This is a genomic window from Paenibacillus pectinilyticus (genome assembly GCF_001700435.1).
Classification (GTDB): Bacteria; Bacillota; Bacilli; order Paenibacillales; family NBRC-103111; genus Paenibacillus_E; species Paenibacillus_E pectinilyticus.
The window spans coordinates 22656-46393 of record NZ_LYPC01000002.1; the positions used below are offsets into that span (position 1 = coordinate 22656).

Sequence of the window (23738 nt, forward strand, 5' to 3'; positions counted from 1 at the left end):
CACACTTCACTCGATATTCTGTATTTGTTCCCGCATTTTCTCAAGCTCTGCTTTCATCGCAATCACTCTAGCCGTAGGCTCCGCATGATTCGACTTGGATCCAATCGTATTCACTTCCCGATTCATCTCTTGAATCAAGAAATCTAACTTACGGCCCACAGGCTCTTTCTCTGAAAGCAAATCTTCACATTGCCCAAAATGACTCTTCAAGCGTGTCAATTCTTCATCCACATTGGAACGATCTGCGAATAGCGCAATTTCAGTCGCTAAGCGCTGCTCATCCATAGGAATCCCATCAAGTACGAGAGATTGGATGCGACTCGTCATCTTCGCCGCATACTCTTGGACAATTTGAGGCGCTAGAGCCTCAAGTTCCAAATGAACTCGCTTCATCTCAGCCAACCGTTCACGAATATCCTGCTCTAGGAATTCCCCTTCGCGGCGTCTCATCGCGGATAACTGAGCAACGGCCTCCTGTAAGCAGGCACAAAGTTCATGTTCAATCTCTTCGTCTGGTTCTTGACGTACATCCTTCATCTGAATCAGCTCAGGGAGTTTCAATAAATCTTGAAGCTCAACCTGCCCCGCGATCCCATACCGTAGCTTCAATTGCTCGGCTGCTTCCAAATAAGCATCTGCCAAAGCAAAATTAACCGTTACGCTCTTCGGGGAAGCCGACTCACGTTCCGCCGTGATGAAGACATCTACACGCCCTCGCTTCACAGCTTGCAAAACCGTTTTCTTCAAAGCGTCCTCGAAAGCCGCCCATTCCTTAGGCAAACGAATCGACACTTCACTATACCTATGATTGACCGATTTCACATCGATAAACACGTTGTATCCCGCAAAAGAACGATTCGCTTGTCCGAACCCGGTCATACTGCAAATCATTCTAATCACATCCATTACCCTATTTTAATTCATTTTGAAAGTGGGTACAAGTGGAAATCATGCCTTTTCGACTTTTCCCACACATACTTCGTCAAATCCACGCACATTTCATACGCTAGAAATGGCGTCATGAGATAGATACCATTAAAGTATTCCATAGCAGTATCCAGCAGTTCTTTTGCAATTTCCACACCCATTGCGCGGCCTTCTGGCCCCTTCAGCCCATCCATGCGCGCCCTGACTTCATCGGATAATCGAATGCCCGGAACCTCATTGTGCAAGTATTCCGCGTTACCGCCGCTAGCCAGTGGTGCGATCCCGATGAATATCGGAATCTGCAAATGCTTGGTCGCTTCGTAAATCTGTTCAATGAGCTTAGCATCGTACACAGGCTGCGTCATGATATAGTCCGCGCCTGCTTCGATTTTGCGCTCCAATCGTTGAACCGCTTTATCTAAATGCTTCACATTCGGATTGAATGCGGCGCCGACTACGAAATTAGCCCTCTGCTTCAAAGGCTTTCCTGAGAAGGCGATGCCTTCGTTGAGCTGTTTAATCATCCGAATAATTTCGAATGAGGTCAGATCGTACACAGAGCTGGACCCGGGGAGATCGCCAAACTTGGCGGGATCGCCGGTCACGGCCAGCACGTGGTCTATACCGAGCGCGTGCAAGCCCATGAGATGGGACTGCGTCCCAATCATGTTGCGGTCACGACACGCGATGTGGATCAGTGGGCGCGCGCCAAGGCGCTCCTGCACGAGGTAACCCAGTGCCAGGTTGCTCATGCGCGTCACGGCCAGTGAATTGTCGGCCATTGTAATGGCGTCGACATGGGCCTCTTGCAGGGCTTTGGACCCCTGCATGAACTTCTCGATGTCGAGATCCTTCGGAGGATCGAGCTCGACAATGACCGTTTTGCGCTGCTTGACGATGTCCAGCAGCGATGGAATGCCTGCCGGCGGCGCAGGCTTCGCCGGTGCCGGCTCAATCACGCGCACGGCTGGCGCGGAGACTGTGCCAGGTGCCGCAGGCACGTAGCCTTGCAGCGCCTTCGCTACAGCGGCGATGTGCTCCGGCGTCGTGCCGCAGCAGCCGCCGATGATGCGCGCGCCAAGATCAGCAAAGCGCAGCGCGCTTTCCGCGAAATACTGAGGCGTCGCCGCATACGTATATTGCCCGTCCACGTAGTCGGGCAACCCGGCGTTCGGGAACGCCGAGAACGGAATGCCTGGAATCGGCGCAATCTTCTCCATCGAGCGAAGGATCCCGTTCGGGCCAACGCGGCAGTTGAAGCCGATCACATCGGCGCCTTCGTCACGCAGGCGCAGGAACGCTTCTTGCAGCGGAACACCATCCTGAGTACTTCCCGTGCCTTCATTTGCAAATTGGCAAATGACAGGGAGCCCGCTCATGCTGCGAATAATACGCAGTGCCAGTTGCAGCTCTTCCAAATCATAGAAGGTTTCTAATAACAGCCCGTCCACAGGTGAGTCTAGCAAGATGCTGATTTGCTCGCGCAAGGATTCTTCGACTTCGGAGGTACGAACATTTTTCCGCTTACCCGCACGAATCGAGCCGATGGCGCCAACGACATAAGCATCGTCACCAACCGCATTCCTAGCCAATTCCACACCCGCGCGGTTAATCGCTTCAACATCACCTTCGAGGCCATACTTCGACAGCTTCTCGCGATTCGCCGAAAACGTATTCGTTTCAATAAGACGAGCACCTGCCTCAAAATAACGGCGGTGCACGTCAGCGACCGTTTCCGGTCTGAGCAAATTCAATTCTTCATACGAAATGCCGACAGGAAATCCCATCTGATATAAGTATGTCCCCATAGCGCCGTCACCGGTCAATATTTCCCGTTGCAATGCGGAACGAAGATCCAATTTCATGAACGATTTCCCCTATCTATCCGACATGTTAAACAGTGCCTGTAAACACTTCTTCTGCAGGTCCTGTCATGTAAACGCGATTGTCCGCTTCGCTCCACTCGATGAACAGATCTCCACCTTTGAGTGAAACCGTCGCTTCGCGATCTGATAATCCATTAAGCACGGAGGAAACAAGCGTAGCGCAAGCTCCTGTTCCGCAAGCAAGTGTAGGCCCAGCGCCTCGCTCCCATACACGCATATCCGTGAATGTACGGCTGCGCACTGTAGCGAATTCAACATTTATTTTACGCGGAAACATCGGGTGTGCTTCTAATTTAGGCCCCCATGTTGCGAGGTCAAAATGAACAGCATCCTCCACATAAATCACACAATGCGGGTTCCCCATAGAAACGGCTGTAAAACGGAATGCCTGACCTTCCACTTCAATCGGATAGTCGATGACTTCATTCGCATCAACTGTCGTTGGCACCTGAAGACCTTGTAGAATCGGCGCTCCCATATCTACGCGAGCCGTTACGACTTTACCGTCTTGCACTTGTACTTGAACTTTTTGTACACCAGCACCAATCGTTTCAATCGTAATTTCCGTCGCATCAATTAATTTATGATCGTACACATATTTGGAAACGCAGCGGATCGCATTGCCACATTGCTCGGCCTCGGATCCATCCGAATTGATAATGCGCATTTGGAAATCAGCCTTCTCAGAAGGCAAAATAAAGACAACGCCATCGGCACCAATGCTGAAAAATCGATTACAAAGCTTAATCGCCAGCTGGTCCGCCCCGGCAGGAAGCTCTTTCTCGCCTGCAACGACGATGAAATCATTGCCAAGCCCATGCATTTTCGTAAAATTCATTGTAAAGCACCCCTATGTGCGGTTTAGCCATTATCATAGCGTAAAATCACCGTTATGCATAGCCCTTTGCCCCTCTAGCTCCTCGTAGCCTCAAAATCGCCACAAGTCTTTTTCTCATAAGCGTGCAAGAAAAAAGCCGCCTCACGGCAGCTTATTCCCTCATCCTATTATCTGAAACTAGGCTTAGATGATTTATTATACACAGAGGAGCTTGACCCTCTTGAACCTTTGGTACGCTTTGGTGAAAGCACGCTGCCAAGACCCATAAAGAAGGTAGGAATACCGGCGGCAATCAACACAAGAATCCAATCTTTCCATCCGAGTGGAACAGTTTTGAAAATAGGTTGCAGGGCATCCACATACATGACACCGAGCATGAGAATGAGCGATGAGAGCACGGCGAGCACGAGGTATTTATTTTGCAAAGGATTCCGATGGAAAATAGAACGTGAACTGCGGCAATCAAATACATGGATGAGCTGGGCCATTACTAGGGTCGCGAACGCGACACTCTGCGCTTTCAATAACGTCTGGGCATCCGACGGATTTACACGAAGCACAAGCCAGAACGCACCTAAGGTACACACCCCAATAAGTAGACCACGGGAAATAATTTTCCAACCTAACCGTCTTGCAAAAATACTTTCCTTAGCGGAACGCGGTTTATGCTGCATTAAGTCTTTCTCTGCTTGGTCTACACCTAGCGCCATTGCTGGCAATCCGTCCGTGACTAAATTCACCCATAAAATTTGAATAGGGACAAGCGGCAGCGGTAATCCCGCCATCATCGCAATGAACATCGTCATAATCTCGCCAACGTTAGATGCCAGCAGATAACGAATGAATTTGCGAATATTTTCATAAATACTGCGCCCCTCTTCAATCGCTGCAACGATCGTAGAGAAGTTATCATCGCTAAGAATTAAAGAAGAAGCCTCTTTGGATACGTCTGTACCTGTAATCCCCATCGCAATCCCGATATCCGCTGCTTTTATCGCAGGCGCATCGTTGACGCCATCCCCTGTCATCGCAACGACATGCCCGTTACGTTGAAGTGACTTCACAATTCGTAATTTATGCTCAGGTGATACCCTAGCATATACATAGGTATCATTGACTTTAGCATCGAGTTCATCATCCGATAACTGGCCAATCTGCTGGCCGCTCATGCTGACCCCATTGGCTGGAATCATCCCAAGCTGCTTCGCAATGGCTTCCGCCGTCGTTTGATGATCACCTGTGATCATCACGGTCTTAATGCCCGCTTTGCGACACTTGGAAATCGCATCTCGCACTTCTTTGCGCGGAGGATCAATCATGCCCGTTAAACCAACGAAGATCAAACCATTTTCAACATCATCATGTTCTTCATAGCGATCACTGCTCTTAAGATCTTTGTAGGCGATTCCGAGCACACGCAGGGCTGATTTCGCCATGCCTTCATTCGCAGAAATGACCTTTTGCTTCAGTGTCGATGTGAAAGGAATGACCTTGCCGTCCCATAAAATATAGCTGCAATGCTGCAGCAGCACGTCTGGCGCTCCCTTGGTGCAAGCCATGCGGCCATGCTCGGAGGAGACCAGCACCGACATCCGTTTACGCTCCGAGTCGAAAGGAAATTCGGCGATGCGTTTATATTTTTCCCTCAGCGAATCTTGGGTAATCCCGCTCTTCGCGCTTAGAACCACTAAGGCCCCTTCGGTTGGGTCGCCTTTAATGTTCCAAATCGAGGCAGGCCCTTCTGCGCCCTCTTTGCCTTTCTTGCGTTTCGTTTCTTGCTTTTCTTCGAATAACGTCGCGTTATTACAAAGCGCTGATACATGAAGCAGCTTTGTGAGAGAAGGATGCTTATGTACGTCCGTTTGTTGTCCGCTAAGGAGGATGTTCCCGACCGGGGCATAGCCATCCCCTGTTACTTCAAGCACATCACCGCCAACCCATAGATGGGTGACCGTCATTTTGTTTTGCGTCAGCGTTCCTGTTTTGTCCGAGCAAATGACGGATGCACAGCCTAAGGTCTCAACAGACGGCAGCTTCCTGACGATCGCTTTCCGCTTAATCATGCGCTGTACGCCAAGCGCTAACGCAATCGTTACAATCGCTGGGAGACCTTCAGGAATGGCAGCTACGGCTAAGCTAACACCAGCCAGGAACATGGCGTATGGTGGTTGTCCATGCATAATACCTGCAACAACAACGAGAATCGTTAAGGCGATAGCGACGATAATGAGAATTTTACCCAGCTGTTCTAAACGATGCTGAAGCGGTGTTTCCATCGATTCTGTATTTTGAATGAGGTCCGCAATTTTACCCATTTCTGTGCTCATCCCGATACGAACGACAACGGCCTTCGCCGTCCCCCGAGACACCATGGTGCCCATGAAGCCCAGATTACGCTGATCTCCGAGCGGCACTTCCTCATGAGGGATCGCTGCGATAGATTTGCTTACAGCAATCGATTCGCCCGTTAGTGCGGACTCCTCAATATAGACGCCGTTCGTTTCAAGGAATCGCACATCGGCGGGAACGCGGTCTCCGCTTTCGAGAAGTACGATGTCACCCGGAACTAAATCACGTGCCGGAATTTGATGAACGGCTCCTTCTCGCCAGACATTCGCATTCGGGGCTGATAGTTCCTTCAGAGCACGCAGTGAGCGTTCCGCTCGAAATTCTTGCGTAAAGCCTAATATCGCATTCATCACAATGATGACGACGATCGTAATCGCATCTAAATATTCACCTAACAAGCCGGATATCAAGGTAGCCCCCAATAAAACCAGCACCATGAAATCTTTAAATTGATTCAAAAGCAGTGTGATAGGCGAGACTCGCTGCCCCTCTGAGAGCTCGTTTCGCCCTACCTCGGCCTGCCGTTTCCATGCTTCTTCCCAGGGCAATCCTTGCTGCATATCCACCTGCTGTACCTGCAAGACATCTTCCGAGTTCAACTGGTACCACTTCTTCTGACTCATCCGCCCTTCACCCTCCTACTTCCACTTGATCTTGTCTCACTCTTATACGTATTTGTATTCAGACAAGCAGGAAAATATCCCTGAAATCATCTTTCCTCCCCAGCACCCCTTAAGTTTTTGTGAAAAGTATGGCATCATAGAGGTTAGTAACGTTTTCAACAACGCAGCTCCTTGCAATGAGGTGAACGCATAACCTCCCAAGGAGCCCCTCAGAATGGAGTTGTATGTATCATGGCTTTAGACGGACTCGTCCTTCATGCAATTGTTCACGAACTACAAATGTATGTCGGAGGCCGCATTAATAAAATTCATCAACCGAGCGAAAACGATGTCGTGCTGCAAATTCGCACGCAAAGGCAGAACGTGAAGCTGCTGCTTTCCGCCAATCCCACCTACCCGCGCGTTCAAACGACGGAACAAGTATCCCTGAATCCGATGGATGCGCCAATGTTCTGCATGCTGCTTCGCAAATATTGTGAAGGCGGCGTCATTGAGGTCGTGGAACAAATCGGCATGGAACGGGTTATTCGCTTCCAGATTCGCCATCGCGACGAATTAGGTGATATTTCCCTCAAGCACATTATCGTTGAGATTATGGGACGGCACAGCAACATCATTCTTCTCGACCCAGCGACAGATACGATTCTGGATGGCATTCATCATGTGACGCCAGCGATCAGTTCCTACCGTGTGGTTATGCCCGGAAGCAAATATGTAACACCGCCCGAACAAGATAAGCTAAATCCGTTAGAAATAGATGCTGCCGCATTTGCGAGCGCGATTGAGCCGGACGAAGATAAGGAATCGGATGAGGAAGGCCAACTGGACACACAGGAAGTCAAGCCCGAGCAAAAGCTCGTAGCTGCTTTCAGCGGACTGAGCCCTTTGATTGCGAAGGAAATTGTGTTCAGGAGCCTTCAGGGGAAAGAAACTGGCGACATTGATGTCGCATCGCTATGGGAGGCCTTCGATGGCGTGATGTCCGCTATGCGCGAAGATCGTTATGAACCCGTGATCGTCGAGCAAGAAAAGACAGGAAAGCTCTTCTTCGCGATGACGCCACTCACGCATATTAACGGTACGTCCAAGTCCTATCCGACGCCAAGTGCATGTTTGGAGCAGTTCTATGGCGACAAAGCAGAGCGCGACACCGTCAAACAGCGGGTATCGGATTTATTGCGTTTTTTACAAAATGAAGTGAATAAAAATGTTAAAAAACTGGAAAAACTCCAGGGAACGATAGAAGATTCCAAAGATGCGGATAAATTCCGGATTCTCGGTGAACTGCTGACCGCTTCTCTACACACGATCAAGAAAGGTGACAAAGACGTCCAAGCCATCAATTATTATGATGAAGATCAGGCTATGATCACCATCGCCTTGGACCCGTTACTAGGACCGGCAGAGAATGCGCAGCGCTATTTTAAAAAATATACGAAACTGAAGAACAGCACGGTCATCGTCGAGGAGCAAATCGTCCAAACGCATCAAGAAATTACGTACCTCACCACTCTGCTGCAGCAATTGAGCGTCGCCTCTTTACCAGACATTGAAGAGATTCGCGACGAGCTTATGGAGCAAGGTTATGTGCGTGACCGCAACAAAAAGCAGCGCAAGAAAAAGAAAAAAGATAAGCCTGCTTTAGCGTGCTACGAGTCTACCGAGGGCGTTCCGATCTATGTCGGGAAAAATAATACACAGAACGAGTATCTCACGAATCGACTTGCGTCCTCGATGGATACTTGGCTGCACACCAAAGATATTCCTGGCTCCCATGTCGTCATTCGCGGCGAATTCAGCGACACCACACTGCGTGAAGCGGCACAGCTAGCAGCTTATTTCAGCCAAGCCAAAAATTCCAGTCAAGTTCCCGTTGACTACACCACGATCAAACATGTGCATAAGCCGAATGGTTCAAAGCCTGGATTCGTAATCTATGTGAATCAGAAGACGCTGTATGTCACGCCGGAAGAGGACGAGATCAAGCAGTTGAAAGTTACGATTAAATAAGCATGGATACGTCCCATCTCCAATTAATCTAGATCTATAGTTGATGCGCAAAAAACCGCTTACCTCCATTTGGAGATGAGCGGTTTTTGTTATTCTTACAGTTAGACCAATAAGCACCTTTCGTTACCTTACTTACCCAACTCGGTTCCCGCGGTTATTCCAAATCCAACCGCCCCATCAATGTACGTAAGTAGGCCTTCACTTGCTCTTGCAAATCCGGACGCTGCAAGGCCAACTCAATCGTAGCTTCGATGTAGCCCATCTTGTCTCCTACATCATAGCGGTTCGCCTGCATCAGGTATGCCGCCATCTGCTGGTCCCTGTTCAGCACACGCAGCGCATCCGTTAATTGGATCTCACCGCCGCGCCCAGGCTCTTGCCGCTCTAGAATACGGAAAATCTCAGGCATAATGATGTAGCGGCCAATAACTGCCAAATTCGATGGCGCTTGATCGCGATCTGGCTTTTCAACCAAATCCTCAATCAAACGATAGTTCGCGTAACTCGTCGCAGGTGAAATGATCCCGTATTTGCTCACATCCGCCCAAGGCACCTCTTGAACAGCAATGACCGACGTTTCGGTTTGCTCATAAATATCCATCATCTGCTTCAGTCCTGGCGGCGACGATTGCAGAATATCATCCCCAAGGAGAACCGCAAAAGGTTCATCACCAATGAATTTGCGCGCACACAGGATAGCATGACCTAAGCCAAGAGGCTGTTTCTGACGAATGTAATGCACATCCGCTAGGTTGGACACGGACTGCACGATCTCTAGCAGCTTCGTGTTGCCTTTTTCTTCAAGCATCATCTCTAGCTCGACAGATTTATCAAAATGATCCTCAATCGCACGTTTGTTACGACCAGTCACGATGATAATGTCTTCAATGCCAGACTCAATCGCTTCTTCTACGATATATTGAATCGCGGGTTTATCAACAATCGGCAGCATCTCTTTGGGCTGAGCTTTGGTTGCAGGTAAAAAGCGAGTGCCTAGTCCCGCTGCCGGGATGATGGCTTTACGAATTTTTTTCACAATTGCTCCTCCTTCAACGGCTGTAAACGATCAAGCACTTCAATACCAATACGCTTTGAACCAATGGCCGCATGGAAAGCTACGCCATCCCGTACACCATGGAAATCAGAGCCCGCAGTCATCAACAGTCCTGTTCGCTCAGCTAGCGCTTGATACCTCAACTCATCATCAGGAGAGTGATCCGCATGATAGACTTCGATGCCATCTAATCCTTGCAGCGTTATGGCTTCAACGAGCGCATCATCATGATAAATGCCAGGATGGGCAAGCACTGCTTTGCCTCCCGCATCATGAATCCACGCAATCGCCGTAGCAGGCTCAATCCGCGGCGGATTCGCATAAGCGGCTGCTCCCGCAGCCAAATAACGATCAAACGCCTCTGTAATCGTGCTTACATAGCCTTTATTCAAGAGCACTGCAGCAATATGAGGTCGGCCAACGGTGTCCCCTTTTCGCTTAATATTCGCTACTTCTTGGATGACCTCGTCCATGGTTATTTCGAGCCCAAGCTCTTGCAACCGTGCAATAATCATCTCGTTACGAATATCACGCGTATCACGGAGAGACGCCAGCCGTTGTAGAAATTGTTCGTTCTCTATGTCGATATAATAGCCAAGAATATGAATGTCCTGCCCGTTCGCAACGGTTGAAATTTCTACGCCTGGCACGACAATCAAGCCTAATTCAGAGCCAGCCGCTAGTGCTTCCGCTACGCCGGAAATCGTATCATGATCCGTGATCGCGATAGCGCCCAGACCAGCCTCTAAAGCCATTTGCACGTTAGCTCTAGGAGCTTGAATCCCATCTGAAGCCGTTGTATGCGAATGCAAATCCGCTTCCATTCGATTCCCCATCTGAATTGCCTCCTCCATTGCAATCGCCAATCACTGAACATTCAGTTCAGGGATGCGTTCACTTCTATTTAAAGAAAACGACTTAAATCTTCTTGTCTCAAAAAAGTCATGAAACTCACAGCCGAGATCGGCAGCAGCGTCGAATTTAAATAAATCGCATAGAAGCTGCGTTCAAACACGATATTCTCGATCTTCTTCACTTTAAAAAGGCCAAGGGTCACCTCATGTTTCACGGACGATTGCGATAAGATAGAGATGCCCAATCCCGCTTCCACAGCGGATTTGATAGCTCCCGTGCTTCCAAGCTCCATCACAATCTTCATCGTGGAACAATCCATATTGCAACGAGCGAACTCTTCCTCCATCACGCGTCTTGTACCTGAACCCTGCTCACGCAGGACGAATGGGTACTTCAAGAGCTCCTCTAACGTAACAAGCTCTACATCCGCTAACGGGTGGTCAGAAGGTACAATCAGACGAAGCTCATCGCTGAGTATCGGTTCGGTGTGCACGTCGGGGTGATGAATCGGCGCTTCAACAAGACCGAAATTCAGTTGATGACCCAGTACTTCGTCTAAGATCTGCGTCGTATTCATGACCTTCATCGAAACGGAAATGTTCGGATAATCCTTACTGAACGGGCCTAGAAGCCGCGGTAATATATATTCCCCCATCGTCAAACTGGCGCCAAGTTGAAGCCGTCCTTCGATCATCATTGTAAATCTTGACATTGCGACATCGGTATCACGGATGAGTTCAATGCTGTTTTTGGCAAAAGGTAACAGTGCTCGTCCCGCCTCGGACAACTCGATCTTCTTCGTACTCCGGTGAAAGAGCTTCACACCGAAATAATCTTCAAGTGACTGGACCTGCATCGTCACAGCGGGTTGTGTCATATGTAGGGCACCTGCTGCATGTGAGAAACTCCCTTTTTCCGCAACGGTATAGAAAATGTGTAATTGATGAAAATTAAGTGCCATGCGTATACCGCCTCTCTTTGTTTCCATTATATGAAATCAATCACGTACAGTCCATCAAGACGCCAAAAAGAGTATGTCTGCCAAACCTGACAGACATACTCCGAATCATTCGAATGATTAGCGGCGTTTGCGACTGTTCTTGATCAAAGTCATACGGCGAGAGTGTCTAAGCCAGGAATAGTACGATTTTAAATCGCGTAACTCCATGGTCTCTGACATTTTACCAAGGAAAGTAACAATGATCATTTTGTGCAGTGGATTGCCTACAAGATCAGTCTCATGTTCCAACTGTGAAAATTCTGCGACGACCACCAAATCATCATCAATTAAATATACATCTTCTTCATTGCGATAATACGGGACCATGCTATCATTTTTAAGCTTTTCCCATAGAAAAGCACAAATTTCCTCAAGTGAATTGTTATTACTGGAGATACGATCGCTCCATCTTAGTTTAGCATGATTCGTGATCACGATATCCGCTACTTTCTTGTCACCTAGCTGAACGAAGAATGGTTCGTAAGTACTCCATCTCCCCATAACCTTATCTTTCATGACCACATCCCCTTTCCTAATCAAATGGGACCAAATACCTACTCCCTGATTGTATGTAAGTTATATTTTACTATATTATAACTTTTTTTCCCATGTAAGAATATATAAAATTATTAATAAGTATTTATGAAGACAGCAATGTATGCCTAATTTTCGGAAAATTAAGATAACTTATGTCCATACGCTTGGACTTTGGTCGGAAATAAAAAAAAGCTTCTCACGAAGCTTTCATTTTGCACTGCAGGCTTAAAGCGTGTAAAATCTAGTTTTGTCAGGTACATCACTACTATATTCGGTTTTGATTTCATTGCGGTACGATTTCTCTACCTTCTTCACATAAGGCAGCTTTAGCAGACTGCGTGTGGTTTCTTCCACTTTGCTGGCATGTATATAAAGAACTGCGTAATTCATTTTCTTGGATATGTAATGAAGGGAACCGAACCGCTCTAGATTTCTGGCAGCTTTGATATCGTTCACCCAAATGATTAATCCGCTTCGCTCAATCATCATGATTGCAACCTCTTTTCAATAATCCTAGTATGGAGTGATCTCACAACATGAAGCCATCAGACTCGATCGTCCGCGTCTATCGCGGAAGCATAACTGAAAGTATACATCGTATTCACCTTGCTGTCGTCGACACCCAAGGCACGCTCCTGCACAGTGCAGGCGATCCTCAATTCTTAACCTTCGCCCGCTCCACGGCGAAGCTGATTCAAGCGCTGCCGGTTATTGAATCCGGCGCGGCTGATCACTTCGGCCTAACCGAGGCCGAAATTGCCTTATGCTGCGCTTCCCACAATGGGGAAGCCGAACATGTAAGCACCGCCCAGGGCATCCTAGGCAAGCTTGGGTACCATGCCAAGCACCTCCAATGCGGTGCGCATGAGCCGTATCACGCGCCAACCGCGCAGGCGATGCGTGAACGGGGTGAATCCCCTTCAACGTTGCATAACAATTGCTCGGGCAAACATTCGGGTATGCTCTCCCTTAGCAGCCATTTAGGCGCTTCGCCCGATACGTACATGAGCCCTGAGCATCCCGTACAGCAGCTTATGCTAGAAGCAGTGTGCGCGATGTCGGATGTGCCTAAAGCACAGATAGCGCTTGGAACCGATGGCTGCGGTGTGCCGGTGTTCGGCATGACCATAGACCGTTTGGCGCTTGCCTTTGCCCGATTGGGCAGTCCTGAAGGGCTATCCACAGAGCGTGCAAACGCTTGCCAGAGAATTGTCAATGCTGTGCGAAAATACCCTCAATTCCTCGCAGGAAGCGATCGCTTCGACACGCGATTAATCGAGGTAACGAAGGGTCGAATCGTTGGTAAGATGGGTGCTGAAGGCATCTTCGCCCTCTCCATCCCAGAGCAAGCGATAGGATTCGTCTTAAAAGTAGAAGACGGCAATCTGCGCGCCTTGTATCCCGCGGTCATTGAGGCGCTGAAGCAGCTCAAGCTGCTATCAGAGGCCGAAGTCAGCGAATTGGCTTCCTTCCATACCCCAGCGGTTCATAACTGGCAAGGAACCGAGGTCGGACGCATCCGACCCGATTTCAGCCTGTAGCCGTTAGGGCACTACCCGCAATTCCCGCTGCAGCTTCCACCGGAGCTGCAGCCTTTGCCGGTTGGCAATGGGTTGTTGCTCGGTACTTTGATGGAATCCGACACCGCGTGAGCAATCGTCGACGAGACCGTGAACAGCAAATCGTCCAACCGATCCTCAGCTTCTTTATATTTACGAACAGCTTCCACAGCTAGAAGCTTCTCCTGCACATCGTTTACCGCCGCTAAAGCATCATGATAGCTCGGATGGTAATGCCCGAATCGTTCACATTCCTCGAACGCATCCTTCTTCCTTGCGAAGACAGCCTGCAAATCTTTGACTTCCTTGCTGTTCGCGACAGCCGTCTTCCAATATAAATAATCTGCAACTTCCGCAGAAGAATTAATCATGTCACCCATGTCATAGGCCTGCATTAGGACAGCCGACATATCCAGTGTTTCTGTTTCCATTGTTTGTAACATTACGACAACCCCATCCTTTCTCTCGAAAAGTCTATAACACTTCTATCATATCACAGTTCGCCAAGAGTTTCTTCCTTTTCTCTCACGCCTGCATCATTGATTCCTGGTAAAATGAGCTTCATCTCGTTCCATTCATCCCCCTGCCAAGAAATATCCCGATGTTCTTCCCAGCCTTCCAGCAGCCAGCCCGTCCGGTCCTCTCGCAGCATCCGCGGGATGATGAAACAATCCCGCCCTTCTTTGCGCAATTGCAGCACACTCCGCCACTCAATGGCTTTACGAATAATATCTTTCCTCGTCGAGGCATGATAATCTCGGAATTCTTTCGTCCAACTAGTGGGAATGCTGAGCATGTCCGGATATAAATCATCTCTTTGCGGCAAATGCGGATCAATATCATAGAGCTGGATCGTGTCTCTAGAGTAACAAAGTCCTCGCGTAGGCTCAGTTAAAGAAGGTGCCTCCTCCACATTCAAAACAAGCTTCTTCGTTATACTTCTATTGGGATGGAATCCCATCGATTCCAAACATTTGGTCAAGAGTTTCAACACATCGCGAGACACAATAAAGTTAGCTTCTCCAATTCGTTCACCAAGAAACGGACGGCATTTCTCATTTCGGAGCAAGGCATCCGCAATATCTGCGGATTGGCAGCGAAGCAAGGTGACCTCCTCCAGGTACAGCTTGTCTTTCTGTTCTTCCCATTGCTGCAACGAGATTATCAGGCCTGCCGGCACTTCGTAATAAGCATTACGCTGTAACATCTGTATGACTTCTGCGCTTTGCAGCCCATGATCGAGTGCACGTTGAAAGCTTTCTTTGGTCAATCGGTAAGTACGAACAAGATCCGAATGCTGTATGTCTGCAAATGCCGCAACTTCCCACTCCGTGAAGAGTGAGGCATCTGGAGGCAATAATAGCTCATAGTCAGGCTGCACATAAAGAGAAGGGGTCTGATGGGCATAGAGGCTCACTGCCGTCTCACACGTATTCTGCTGCCGCGGCGAGATGAGCCAACGGAGCCATACATGTTCGTGCTCATCCTTCCCTACTTCAAGAAAGCGAAACACAGACAGCGGTTGTACCCAAGCGGAAATGAACGCAGGACGAAGAGCCGTGTCCACGGTATTGTCCATCCCTCGTTGCCCCCCCAATACAGTTGAGCAGCAAGCTTGGATAACTTGGACCAGCTTGTCTAATTCAAACCATTGCCCGTCAGCAGCCTCAGCCTGCTCCATCAAAGCAATGCCATGCTCTAACCAGACAGGAGCCGGTATTAGAGCCTGCCGCCAAATCTGATAGAGCTGTGCTTGTTGACGGTCGTAGGATCCTGTAAGCCAAGCTTGAAAGGCATCCTCATCGATAATCAGGGCATCGCCAGCCTCATTTTTAAGAAGAAAGCCCATCTGGATAGCCATTTCGATGATTAATGCGGAAGGCTCGTCGTACACGTCCGTGAATGCATAAGTAAGTCCAGCCATTGTAAGTATGCGTTTAGGCAGGCTCACATGTTCAGTTAGTTTGAGGAGTTGCTTTTTATGTAGGGTGCCTTTATTCGTAAGGGAAAGTGACGACTGCCGTGAGCAGGCTACCATGAAATGAAACAATTGCTGTGCTAATCCTCTTGGGTTAACTACTTCTTCTTCATTCAAGCGACTATCTTCTCCGACATCCCCTACTGCCAGCACATCGAACTCACAGTCACGATCGGTGTTCTCAATCGGGGTACTGAACGAAGGCAAGAGCAGAGATTGCCACCCCGCAAACGCATCCTCCGGAAGGACAAAAAGCTGCTCCCCCCACGCTTTACGAAAAGCGACAATGATCCCATACTGCCGAAGCCCCATTAAACCCAAGCTCACTTGAGCACCTGCCATGTGCTGTGCGGCTTCCTTTTCCAATCTCTCACCTGTAAAAGAGAGACAGCCGAACGTAGACAAGATCAGACGCAGTGTGCGCCGCTCATCTGAAGAGAGCTTCTCGTTCAATATGGAAAGATGGCTAGGTGATGTCAGTACATCCGCTAGTCGATCTCCTTGTGTACGCAGCGAAGAACACCACGCTTGTCCTATGATACGTTCCTTCATGGCAGGCGGCATTTTCCGATCAATCTGCTCGTACTTCATCCTGTACGCCTTCCTTTCTCACACCTCTTGTTGCCAACTTGTGATTTCATACTGATAGCCCTGCTCAACGAGAAATAATTGCCGTTTCATGGCAAAATCCTGCTCCTTCGTATCGGAACTAACGAGGGAGTAAAAGACGGCTGTGTTGTCACCGTTACGCTTCGGACGAAGAATGCGCCCAAGCCGCTGCGCTTCCTCCTGCCTGGAGCCATAGCTGCCTGAGACCTGAATGGCGATCGCCGCATCCGGCAGGTCCACCGCGAAGTTAGCCACCTTCGATACAATAAGGAGCGGCAACAGGCCCTTTTTAAATAATTCATACAGCTCCTCACGATGTTCATGCGGGACGTTCCCGCAGATCATGGGCGCACCTGTGTGGGCTGAGATTTGCTCCAACTGATCAATATATTGGCCGATAATTAAAGTGGGTTCATCGGGATGCTGCCGAAGCAGATAATCAATCACTTCTAGCTTTGCAACATTCTCCCCAGCTATGCGGAACTGATGCCTTGCCTCCGAAGCGCTGTACATGTCACGATCCTGAAGCGAGAGCGGCACGCGCACCTCTTGACAAGTAACCTTCGCCAGCCACCCCATCGTTTCAAGCTGCTTCCACGCCATGTCATATTTTTTCGGACCAACTAATGAGAAAACATCACTCTCTAATCCATCTTCTCTAATCAACGTAGCGGTTAAACCTAGTCGGCGTGTAGCTTGAATGTCAGCCGTCGCCCGGAACACCGGTGCAGGCAGCAGGTGAACCTCATCATATATGATGAGGCCCCATTCCCTCTCGCTAAACAAACGCAAGTGGGAGAACTCATCTTCCTTTTTAGCGCGATGCGTTAGAATTTGGTAGGTGGCAATAGTAATTGGCTTGATGTCTTTCGAAGTTCCGCTATACTCGCCAACTTGGTCACTGGTCAGCCCTGTTTTGCTTAAAATCTCCCGCTTCCATTGTTTCACAGATGTGACATTGGAGGTAAGGATCAGTGTCGCGCAGCTAGCCTTTGCCATCGCGGCAATACCGATCACAGTTTTCCCCGCTCCGCACGGCAGCACCAGAACGCCGCTCCCTCCGTGATCCACACGTCCGAAAGCGTCCACGGCTTGCTTTTGATACTCGCGCAATTGGAAGGGTTCATCGGTCGTGTCATCGTCACGCCATGGAATGTCCAGAAATTCGCCGCTGCGATAAGCCGCCAAGTCTTCCACAGGATAGCCGAGTTTCGTCAACTCTTGCTTCAAAATCCCCCGATGGCTTGGTGATATAGCAATAGCCCGTTCGCCACGGGTATCTGAGAGATATTTGCTCAACGAATCGTAGGCACTTATTTCTTTGAAAACGACGGTATCATCACTCACCAGAAACAACTCATTCCCCACATGTAACATGCGCAGAATGCCATATCGTTTCGTGTATTTGCGGATAAGAGTAAGTACAGCGGGAGGAACACCGAATTTGGCATGCTGCTGTAAGCAAGATGTCATGTCTTCCAAAGCCATGCCTGCCGCAGCAGCATTCCATAAGGATAAGGGCGTAATTCGATACGTATGAAGATGCTCCGGGCTTTTGACTAAATCGGCGAATCGAGCCAACTTGCCCTGGAGCATTTCAAATTCGGGATGATGCGTTTCGAGGAGAATAGATAAATCGCTCTGAATGATCAGAGGCTTGGATGGGTCCATAGTCAATCGCGTACTCCCCCTTTTTCCTTAGTATGAAAGGAAAGTACTTGATTTAAACATGGACCCCATGCTAACGTAACCCAAAGGGATTATTTCAGCGTTAAATATCCGAGTACAACAATAACAGCGAGCGACAACCAACGAACTACCGCACGAGGACGCAGGCCGGTTTTCTCCTCTTTCATGTGCAAGTGGGCTTTCCTCGAGCGCTCTTCTAATTCTTTCACATGAGCCTCGTATTTTTTCTCTATGTCGTATAAGTTCCACATGGTAATTCCCCCCATCCTTTGGTTGGAATTGATTTTAACATGAGAGGAACGACCAGAGTTATCTATAATAAATGATCGTTTCGATCGAAATTTGTGATAATTGAGGAGTGCATACATATGGATCTTACGTTATACAAAACACTGCTCGAAGTAGGCAAATGGCAAAATTATACGAAAGCATCCGAAAAGCTCGGCTATGCCCAATCTAGTGTAACCTCACAAATTCAAAAGTTGGAAATCGAATACGGCGTAGAAATATTTGAACGGATCGATAAGAAGATGAGGCCAACGCCTGCGGGGGAAATTTTACTGCGGTATGCAGCTAAAATCCTGAAGCTATATGAGGAATCCAAAATCAATGTTGCGGGTCAAACGACAGGCAGCTTTATGATTGGCACACACGAAACAACGCTTTTCTCCTATATGCTGCCTCCATTTCTCGGGGCGTTCAAGAAGTGTTTTCCGAACATCACCATCACGATCAACGAATTATTGGAAAATGACACGTTCCGTGCGCTGAAGGCGGGAGAATGTGATTTGGGATTCATTGTCGATCGCGAGCTTAGCGACCCTGATCTTCTTTTTAGAAAGATCCAGGAAGAAGAATTCGTCATTGTCGCAGCTCCTGATCATCCTTTAGCCATGAAATCCTCGATCGTGCCAGAAGATCTGAATGGTTCAGAGATTTTAATGTCTCCTTCAGGGGGCCGCTGCCGGAAATTATTTGAAACTATGCTTCGTAAGCACAACGTGCACTATACACTTACATACGAGATCAATAGTTATGAAACGATCAAGAAGTGCGCGATGTATGGGCTTGGCCTCTGCCTGCTTCCCAAAACGACGGTTGCTTCGGAAACGCAAAACGGGCAGCTGGCGATACTTCCGCTCAACTACCCGAATTTCAAACTGACTGTGCAATTATGCTATCATGCCAAACGACAACTATCCGTTCCCATGAAAAACTTCATTCAATTGATGTGCGAAACTATTCCACACGAACCGCTTTTTCTTGCGCAATCAAACATAGCTCAGCCGCTTTAAACGTATGTGCTTGTGTCATAGCCGTTTCCGTACGGTTGATGCAATCCAAAATCAACTGACCGAAGAAAGGAAAGCCTACTTGTCCATGAAGACTGTAGTGCTTTTCCCCTTGTTGGTTGACGAGGTAAAGCTGATCTCCCTGTGGATCACGTGCAATATCAATATACTTACGCAGCTCGATATAGCCTTCCGTTCCCAGAATCAATGTACGTCCATCTCCCCATGTCCCCAAGCCGCTTGGTGTCAGCCAGTCAACACGGAAATAGTTCGTCGCTCCATTGTCTCCAATAAGCGTTGCGTCGCCGAAATCCTCAAGCTCTGGATAGTCCTTCGCATGATAATTCGCAACCTTAGAGCTGGCAACCGTCGCATCCTTACAGCCCGCATAGTACAGGAACTGTTCGATTTGATGACTTCCGATGTCACACAGAATACCGCCATATTTATCCTTCTCGAAGAACCAGTCCGGACGGCTTGGTGCGTTCAACCGGTGAGGTCCAAGACCAATCACTTGAACAACGCGCCCAATTGCGCCTTCTTCGATCAATTGACCCGCAAACACGGCACTTTCCACGTGAAGACGCTCACTGAAGTACACGGCGTATTTACGTCCCGTTGCTTCAACCGCAGCCTTAGCAGCAGCAAGTTGTTCCAAGGAAGTAAATGGCGTTTTATCTGTAAAATAATCCTTACCATGCTCCATGGCACGGATCCCCAGAGGGCCCCGCTCCGAAGGAACAGCTGCTGCAGCGATTAATTTTACCTCTGGATCATCAAAAATCTCTTGCTCAGAAGCCGCTATCTTCACCTGTGGGAACTTCTCCACAAAAGCAGCTACTTTCGCCGGATCTTGATCGTAGACCCATTTCAGCTCCGCACCAGCCTCTAAGAGCCCGTTACTCATGCCATAAATATGACCATGATCTAACGCGATGACTGCAAAGGTAAACTCTCCTTTTTGTACAACAAGGTTCGGTTTCCCTTTCGGGGCATACGTCATGCCATCATTTTTTTGCATTTCGGATTTCCTCCATGGTCTTAGACATCCAGTGTTTTAAAGGAGCCCGTCTCTTTATTGGTTTTGGAATTTTTGATTTTTTCTTGCAGATGCTGCTCGAACAGATCTTCGTCGATCGGCAAGTCCACCCAGTTGTCGGTGAACGTTGAAAGCATGATCGCATTGGAGATCATTAAGCCTTTAATGCCCTCTGCTCCCGGTGCAATCAACGGAGTACCGTGGAGAATCGCATCAACGAAGTTCTGCGTGATCCCCATGTGGCCCGTTTCCGTACCCTCAACTGGAATCTCGCATTTCCAGCATTCTGGTTGGCCGAAGCCGCCTTTGTAGGTTTCATTAAATTCTCTTTCAGAAACGCGCAAACGCCAGAATGTCAATTTGCCGTCTTCAACAACGATTTTACCGCGGTCGCCGGACAATTCGAAACGGTTCGTTCCTGGTGCTTCACCTGTTGTCGTGACGAACAGGCCAGTTGCACCATTTTCATACTCAACAAATGCGGTTACATCATCTTCGACTTCGATATTCCGGTGTTTACCGAAATAACAGAATGCGCGAACGCGTTTTGGCATCATGTCAATCGTCCACTGCCACAGGTCTAGTTGATGCGGATCCTGATTGATCAGAACACCGCCGCCTTCACCAGCCCAAGTTGCACGCCAGCCGCCTGAATCGTAATAACTTTGGGATCTATACCAATTCGTAATAATCCAGTTCGTTCTGCGAATTTCACCTAATTCTCCAGAAGAAACAAGATCTTTTAACTTTTTATATAAGGGATTTGTACGTTGGTTGTACATCATACTGAATACTTTACCTGAAGCTTCTGCCGCTTCGTTCATTTGACGTACTTGCTTCGTGTACACACCTGCTGGTTTCTCACAAATAACATGCATACCTGCTTGGAATGCCTTTACAGCTGTTTCAGGGTGATCATAGTGAGGTGTTGCAATCAAAACCCCATCAATGAGTCCTGAAGCTAAAAAGTCGTCTAGATTGTCAAATAATTGGACGCCTTCACCTAAGTTTTCTTTTGCCCATTCCAGACGATCGGCTCTCGGTTCACAAACAGCTGTGAGTACACCGCCCTTCACTTCATTCTTTACCAAATATTTGGCATGTGCGGTTCCCATGTTCCCCAGACCAACGATACCAATCCTTACTTTCTCCACAGTACGTCACCTTTTTCTTGTCAGATTCACAATTTGTAAGCTCGTTTTCACTTTAGCACATTTAAGTGGAGGCATCTTGTCGCAGATTGACTACCTTATTGCGAACTTTGACAGTTACTTGCCACGAATGCGATCTTGGCTATGTATAGGCAGGTAAATGAATCGTTACCGTTGTTCCTACACCTACCGTACTTTGATAATGAATACGTCCATGGTGCTCCTCCATAATCGCGAAGCTCACCATCATGCCAAGACCGGTACCTTTTTCCTTCGTTGTATAAAAAGGTTCCCCAATGCGCGGCAGCCGCTCCTCCGAAATCCCCTGCCCTTGATCCACAAATGCCAGCTCGACGCCGCTGTTATGACGACCTGCTGTAATCGTTAAGCTGCCGCCAGTCGGCATGGCTTCTACCGCATTTTTGATCACATTGACAAAAACTTGCTTCAACTGATTTCGCTCGCATTTGACCAGTGGAAGAATCGAATTCGCGACAAGCTCAATTTCCACGTTATTCATAATTGCTTCTGTATTCAGCAGTTGAATCACTTCGTTCAGAATTAACAAGGTATCGTAGGGCATGTAGGCGACAGCTTGCGGCTTTGCCAAAATGAGCAGTTCACCTAGAATCAATTCAATCCGATTAAACTCTTCTTGCATAATGTGATAGTAGCGCAGCTTACTTTCGTCATTCGCGTTGCACATTAATTTGGTAAAGCCCTTCAATGCTGTCAATGGATTTCGAATTTCATGCGCGATCCCAGCAGCTAATTGTCCAGCTACATTCAACTTTTCAGTTTTGCGAAGAAGTTCCTCCGTCTGCCTCTGAATCGTAATGTCCTGAACCGTCCCGAATAAACATAGAGCTCTTCCCCATTCGTCATATGAGGTTCTTGCTAAGGTATGCAGAATCCGTATATTTCCACCCACGACAATCCTGTAAACAAGGTCTAATGATCCGTGTTGGAGAGCGTCTTTTAAAGCCAATTTCATAGTGGAGATATCTTCAGGGTGGATGTTGTCCAAGAGAGCCTCCAAAGGAAGCCTCTGGATGGTGGAAATATCCACTTGGCAGCCAAACAACGAAATTAACTCGTCAGATAGATACACCGAATTCGAAATAACATCCCACTCATAATGTCCCAAGCCTGCAATTTCTTGAGCAATTTCTAATTTAGCTTTACTTTGAATGAGCTCAGCTTCAATTATCTTATATTCCGTAATATCATGGACTAGTCCGCGAACAGCCCTGCTTCCCCCATCTAAGAAAACCCGTTCGATTTGGGAACGCAAATACCGAATTTCACCGTCTTGACGTACAATTCTGTATTCCACATCTGATTGGCCAAGTTGAATAGCTTCTTGAATAGAAAGGCCCACTTTCTCACGATCATCAGGCAGGATAAAGGCAATGGCTTCGCTTACATGAATGACATTTGCCGCTTTGAGCGCATGAATCCGAAACATTTCATCTGACCACATGATCGTCTGTTCATTCAAATTTCTTTCAAAACTACCGAATTGCCCCAACCGCTGCGCTTGAACAAAACGCTCTTCCACGATTTTACGGGCTGAGATATCTCGCCAAATCCCTAATTTCTGACTCCGTTTTCCTTCTTCATTTAATAACCACTTGAAATTGTTCTCAAACCACACATACCAACCCCTCTTATGAAGAAATCGACATGTTATTATGCCATGGTTATTTGCTCCATACACATGATCATCCTTAAAAATCCTGGTAAGGAGATCAATATCCTCCGGATGGCAAAAAGCCAAAACACTGGAACCATACATCTCATTCTGTTCATAACCTAGAAGTTGTTTAATAGAGGGGGATACAAATAACAGAATGCCATCCTCCGTTGTTAATGTAATGAGATCTTGTACATACGCTGTATACTTTTTAAACATCTCATTCTCAATGGCGATATGCTTCTCGAGCATTTCAATTTTACGAATTACGATATGTAAATGATCCGCAACAGGATACACATTGACGTGTATCCATTGATTGGAAGGCTTCACATACTCTTTAAATGCCATTTCCTTACGCTCTCTTCGAGCCTGGTGAAAGTGACTATAGCAGGCATGACGAATGGCATTGGGAAACTCGGCCCACGCCATTTTGCCAAGAAGTTCTTCAGGTGACCGATTCAACATGCTTGCCCCGCATTCGTTTGCGTATATAAAATGCCAGTTTGAATCTAGAATGATAAAACCAATGGAAGCGTTCTCTTCAAACATGTTCATCTTTTTTATACGATCCCCCTTCACCCATTTCGCTATCATTATCGCTTACATCGAGGCAGCTCGTAAAGGAATTTTTGGCAAATAAATA

General features: G+C 47.9%; 19 protein-coding genes. 3 read left to right on the forward strand and 16 right to left on the reverse strand.

Features of this window, described 5'->3' with window-relative positions:
- Window positions 1-6: 6 nt before the first annotated feature.
- The 4 genes from A8709_RS00360 to A8709_RS00375 all read right to left on the reverse strand — a co-directional run bounded on the left by A8709_RS00360 (window position 7) and on the right by A8709_RS00375 (window position 6623).
- On the reverse strand, window positions 7-891 hold the full coding sequence (locus tag A8709_RS00360) for a YicC/YloC family endoribonuclease (RefSeq protein ID WP_065850241.1): 885 nt from the start codon (window positions 889-891) through the stop codon (window positions 7-9).
- A gap of 29 nt (window positions 892-920) precedes the next feature.
- Window positions 921-2792 carry a bifunctional homocysteine S-methyltransferase/methylenetetrahydrofolate reductase gene (locus A8709_RS00365; protein WP_065850242.1) on the reverse strand — a complete coding sequence of 624 codons (1872 nt, stop codon included), beginning with the start codon at window positions 2790-2792 and terminating at the stop codon, window positions 921-923.
- A gap of 28 nt (window positions 2793-2820) precedes the next feature.
- Window positions 2821-3651 carry a diaminopimelate epimerase gene (gene dapF, locus A8709_RS00370; RefSeq protein ID WP_065850243.1) on the reverse strand — a complete coding sequence of 277 codons (831 nt, stop codon included), beginning with the start codon at window positions 3649-3651 and terminating at the stop codon, window positions 2821-2823.
- A 167-nt stretch (window positions 3652-3818) separates the two neighbouring features.
- The gene (locus tag A8709_RS00375) at window positions 3819-6623 is read right to left on the reverse strand and encodes a calcium-translocating P-type ATPase, SERCA-type (RefSeq protein WP_065850244.1); all 2805 of its coding nucleotides are present in this window, start codon (window positions 6621-6623) and stop codon (window positions 3819-3821) included.
- A gap of 231 nt (window positions 6624-6854) precedes the next feature.
- On the opposite strand from A8709_RS00375, the gene A8709_RS00380 reads away from it, so the two are divergent.
- Window positions 6855-8633 carry an Rqc2 family fibronectin-binding protein gene (locus tag A8709_RS00380; RefSeq protein ID WP_065850245.1) on the forward strand — a complete coding sequence of 593 codons (1779 nt, stop codon included), beginning with the start codon at window positions 6855-6857 and terminating at the stop codon, window positions 8631-8633.
- 154 nt (window positions 8634-8787) lie between these two features.
- Here A8709_RS00380 and galU read toward each other — a convergent pair whose 3' ends face one another.
- From galU to A8709_RS00405, 5 genes are all read right to left on the reverse strand, one after another.
- A complete protein-coding gene (galU, locus tag A8709_RS00385; RefSeq protein WP_065850246.1) occupies window positions 8788-9669 on the reverse strand; it encodes a UTP--glucose-1-phosphate uridylyltransferase GalU in 882 nt (293 codons plus the stop codon).
- Window positions 9666-10523, reverse strand: coding sequence for a PHP domain-containing protein (locus A8709_RS00390; RefSeq protein ID WP_244163057.1), 858 nt, complete (start codon window positions 10521-10523; stop codon window positions 9666-9668). The genes galU and A8709_RS00390 overlap by 4 nt, the downstream gene beginning before the upstream one ends.
- A gap of 68 nt (window positions 10524-10591) precedes the next feature.
- On the reverse strand, window positions 10592-11503 hold the full coding sequence (locus tag A8709_RS00395) for a selenium metabolism-associated LysR family transcriptional regulator (RefSeq protein WP_065850247.1): 912 nt from the start codon (window positions 11501-11503) through the stop codon (window positions 10592-10594).
- 117 nt (window positions 11504-11620) lie between these two features.
- Window positions 11621-12058 carry a hypothetical protein gene (locus tag A8709_RS00400; RefSeq protein WP_065850248.1) on the reverse strand — a complete coding sequence of 146 codons (438 nt, stop codon included), beginning with the start codon at window positions 12056-12058 and terminating at the stop codon, window positions 11621-11623.
- 246 nt (window positions 12059-12304) lie between these two features.
- Window positions 12305-12568, reverse strand: coding sequence for a YlbG family protein (locus A8709_RS00405; RefSeq protein WP_028558190.1), 264 nt, complete (start codon window positions 12566-12568; stop codon window positions 12305-12307).
- A gap of 47 nt (window positions 12569-12615) precedes the next feature.
- Between A8709_RS00405 and A8709_RS00410 the strand changes: the two genes are divergently transcribed.
- The gene (locus A8709_RS00410) at window positions 12616-13620 is read left to right on the forward strand and encodes an asparaginase (RefSeq protein ID WP_065850249.1); all 1005 of its coding nucleotides are present in this window, start codon (window positions 12616-12618) and stop codon (window positions 13618-13620) included.
- 11 nt (window positions 13621-13631) lie between these two features.
- On the opposite strand, the gene A8709_RS00415 is transcribed toward A8709_RS00410, so the two are convergent.
- The 4 genes from A8709_RS00415 to A8709_RS00430 all read right to left on the reverse strand — a co-directional run bounded on the left by A8709_RS00415 (window position 13632) and on the right by A8709_RS00430 (window position 18165).
- Complete coding sequence (locus A8709_RS00415; protein ID WP_065850461.1) at window positions 13632-14069, reverse strand: YlbF/YmcA family competence regulator; 438 nt, start codon at window positions 14067-14069, stop codon at window positions 13632-13634.
- A gap of 62 nt (window positions 14070-14131) precedes the next feature.
- Window positions 14132-16207 carry a helicase-associated domain-containing protein gene (locus tag A8709_RS00420; RefSeq protein ID WP_065850250.1) on the reverse strand — a complete coding sequence of 692 codons (2076 nt, stop codon included), beginning with the start codon at window positions 16205-16207 and terminating at the stop codon, window positions 14132-14134.
- A gap of 18 nt (window positions 16208-16225) precedes the next feature.
- Window positions 16226-17896 (reverse strand): DNA repair helicase XPB, encoded by a 1671-nt coding sequence (locus tag A8709_RS00425; RefSeq protein ID WP_065850251.1) that lies wholly within the window; start codon window positions 17894-17896, stop codon window positions 16226-16228.
- A gap of 89 nt (window positions 17897-17985) precedes the next feature.
- Window positions 17986-18165: a hypothetical protein gene (locus tag A8709_RS00430; RefSeq protein ID WP_065850252.1), complete on the reverse strand. Its 180-nt coding sequence runs from the start codon at window positions 18163-18165 to the stop codon at window positions 17986-17988.
- Window positions 18166-18282: 117 nt separating this feature from the next.
- Here A8709_RS00430 and A8709_RS00435 point away from each other — a divergent pair, with 117 nt between their 5' ends.
- Window positions 18283-19209 carry a LysR family transcriptional regulator gene (locus A8709_RS00435; protein ID WP_084224578.1) on the forward strand — a complete coding sequence of 309 codons (927 nt, stop codon included), beginning with the start codon at window positions 18283-18285 and terminating at the stop codon, window positions 19207-19209.
- Here A8709_RS00435 and A8709_RS00440 read toward each other — a convergent pair.
- From A8709_RS00440 to A8709_RS00450, 3 genes are all read right to left on the reverse strand, one after another.
- Window positions 19154-20227 carry a Gfo/Idh/MocA family protein gene (locus A8709_RS00440; RefSeq protein ID WP_065850253.1) on the reverse strand — a complete coding sequence of 358 codons (1074 nt, stop codon included), beginning with the start codon at window positions 20225-20227 and terminating at the stop codon, window positions 19154-19156. The genes A8709_RS00435 and A8709_RS00440 overlap by 56 nt on opposite strands.
- 20 nt (window positions 20228-20247) lie before the next feature.
- Window positions 20248-21399 (reverse strand): Gfo/Idh/MocA family protein, encoded by a 1152-nt coding sequence (locus tag A8709_RS00445; RefSeq protein ID WP_065850254.1) that lies wholly within the window; start codon window positions 21397-21399, stop codon window positions 20248-20250.
- A gap of 139 nt (window positions 21400-21538) precedes the next feature.
- On the reverse strand, window positions 21539-23650 hold the full coding sequence (locus A8709_RS00450; RefSeq protein ID WP_065850255.1) for a PAS domain S-box protein: 2112 nt from the start codon (window positions 23648-23650) through the stop codon (window positions 21539-21541).
- Window positions 23651-23738: the final 88 nt, after the last annotated feature.

Excerpts from the sequence above, each read along its gene's own strand:
- A8709_RS00365 (WP_065850242.1), bottom strand. The coding sequence starts at position 2,792 with ATGAAATTGGATCTTCGTTCCGCATTGCAACGGGAAATATTGACCGGT.
- A8709_RS00360 (WP_065850241.1), bottom strand. The coding sequence starts at position 891 with ATGATTTGCAGTATGACCGGGTTCGGACAAGCGAATCGTTCTTTTGCG.
- dapF (WP_065850243.1), bottom strand. The coding sequence starts at position 3,651 with ATGAATTTTACGAAAATGCATGGGCTTGGCAATGATTTCATCGTCGTT.
- A8709_RS00405 (WP_028558190.1), bottom strand. The coding sequence starts at position 12,568 with ATGATGATTGAGCGAAGCGGATTAATCATTTGGGTGAACGATATCAAA.
- A8709_RS00425 (WP_065850251.1), bottom strand. The coding sequence starts at position 17,896 with ATGGACCCATCCAAGCCTCTGATCATTCAGAGCGATTTATCTATTCTC.
- A8709_RS00450 (WP_065850255.1), bottom strand. The coding sequence starts at position 23,650 with ATGAACATGTTTGAAGAGAACGCTTCCATTGGTTTTATCATTCTAGAT.
- A8709_RS00415 (WP_065850461.1), bottom strand. The coding sequence starts at position 14,069 with ATGGAAACAGAAACACTGGATATGTCGGCTGTCCTAATGCAGGCCTAT.
- A8709_RS00410 (WP_065850249.1), top strand. The coding sequence starts at position 12,616 with ATGAAGCCATCAGACTCGATCGTCCGCGTCTATCGCGGAAGCATAACT.
- A8709_RS00400 (WP_065850248.1), bottom strand. The coding sequence starts at position 12,058 with ATGAAAGATAAGGTTATGGGGAGATGGAGTACTTACGAACCATTCTTC.
- A8709_RS00375 (WP_065850244.1), bottom strand. The coding sequence starts at position 6,623 with ATGAGTCAGAAGAAGTGGTACCAGTTGAACTCGGAAGATGTCTTGCAG.
- A8709_RS00430 (WP_065850252.1), bottom strand. The coding sequence starts at position 18,165 with ATGTGGAACTTATACGACATAGAGAAAAAATACGAGGCTCATGTGAAA.
- A8709_RS00380 (WP_065850245.1), top strand. The coding sequence starts at position 6,855 with ATGGCTTTAGACGGACTCGTCCTTCATGCAATTGTTCACGAACTACAA.
- A8709_RS00440 (WP_065850253.1), bottom strand. The coding sequence starts at position 20,227 with ATGCAAAAAAATGATGGCATGACGTATGCCCCGAAAGGGAAACCGAAC.
- A8709_RS00435 (WP_084224578.1), top strand. The coding sequence starts at position 18,283 with ATGGATCTTACGTTATACAAAACACTGCTCGAAGTAGGCAAATGGCAA.
- A8709_RS00395 (WP_065850247.1), bottom strand. The coding sequence starts at position 11,503 with ATGGCACTTAATTTTCATCAATTACACATTTTCTATACCGTTGCGGAA.
- A8709_RS00420 (WP_065850250.1), bottom strand. The coding sequence starts at position 16,207 with ATGAAGTACGAGCAGATTGATCGGAAAATGCCGCCTGCCATGAAGGAA.
- A8709_RS00390 (WP_244163057.1), bottom strand. The coding sequence starts at position 10,523 with ATGGGGAATCGAATGGAAGCGGATTTGCATTCGCATACAACGGCTTCA.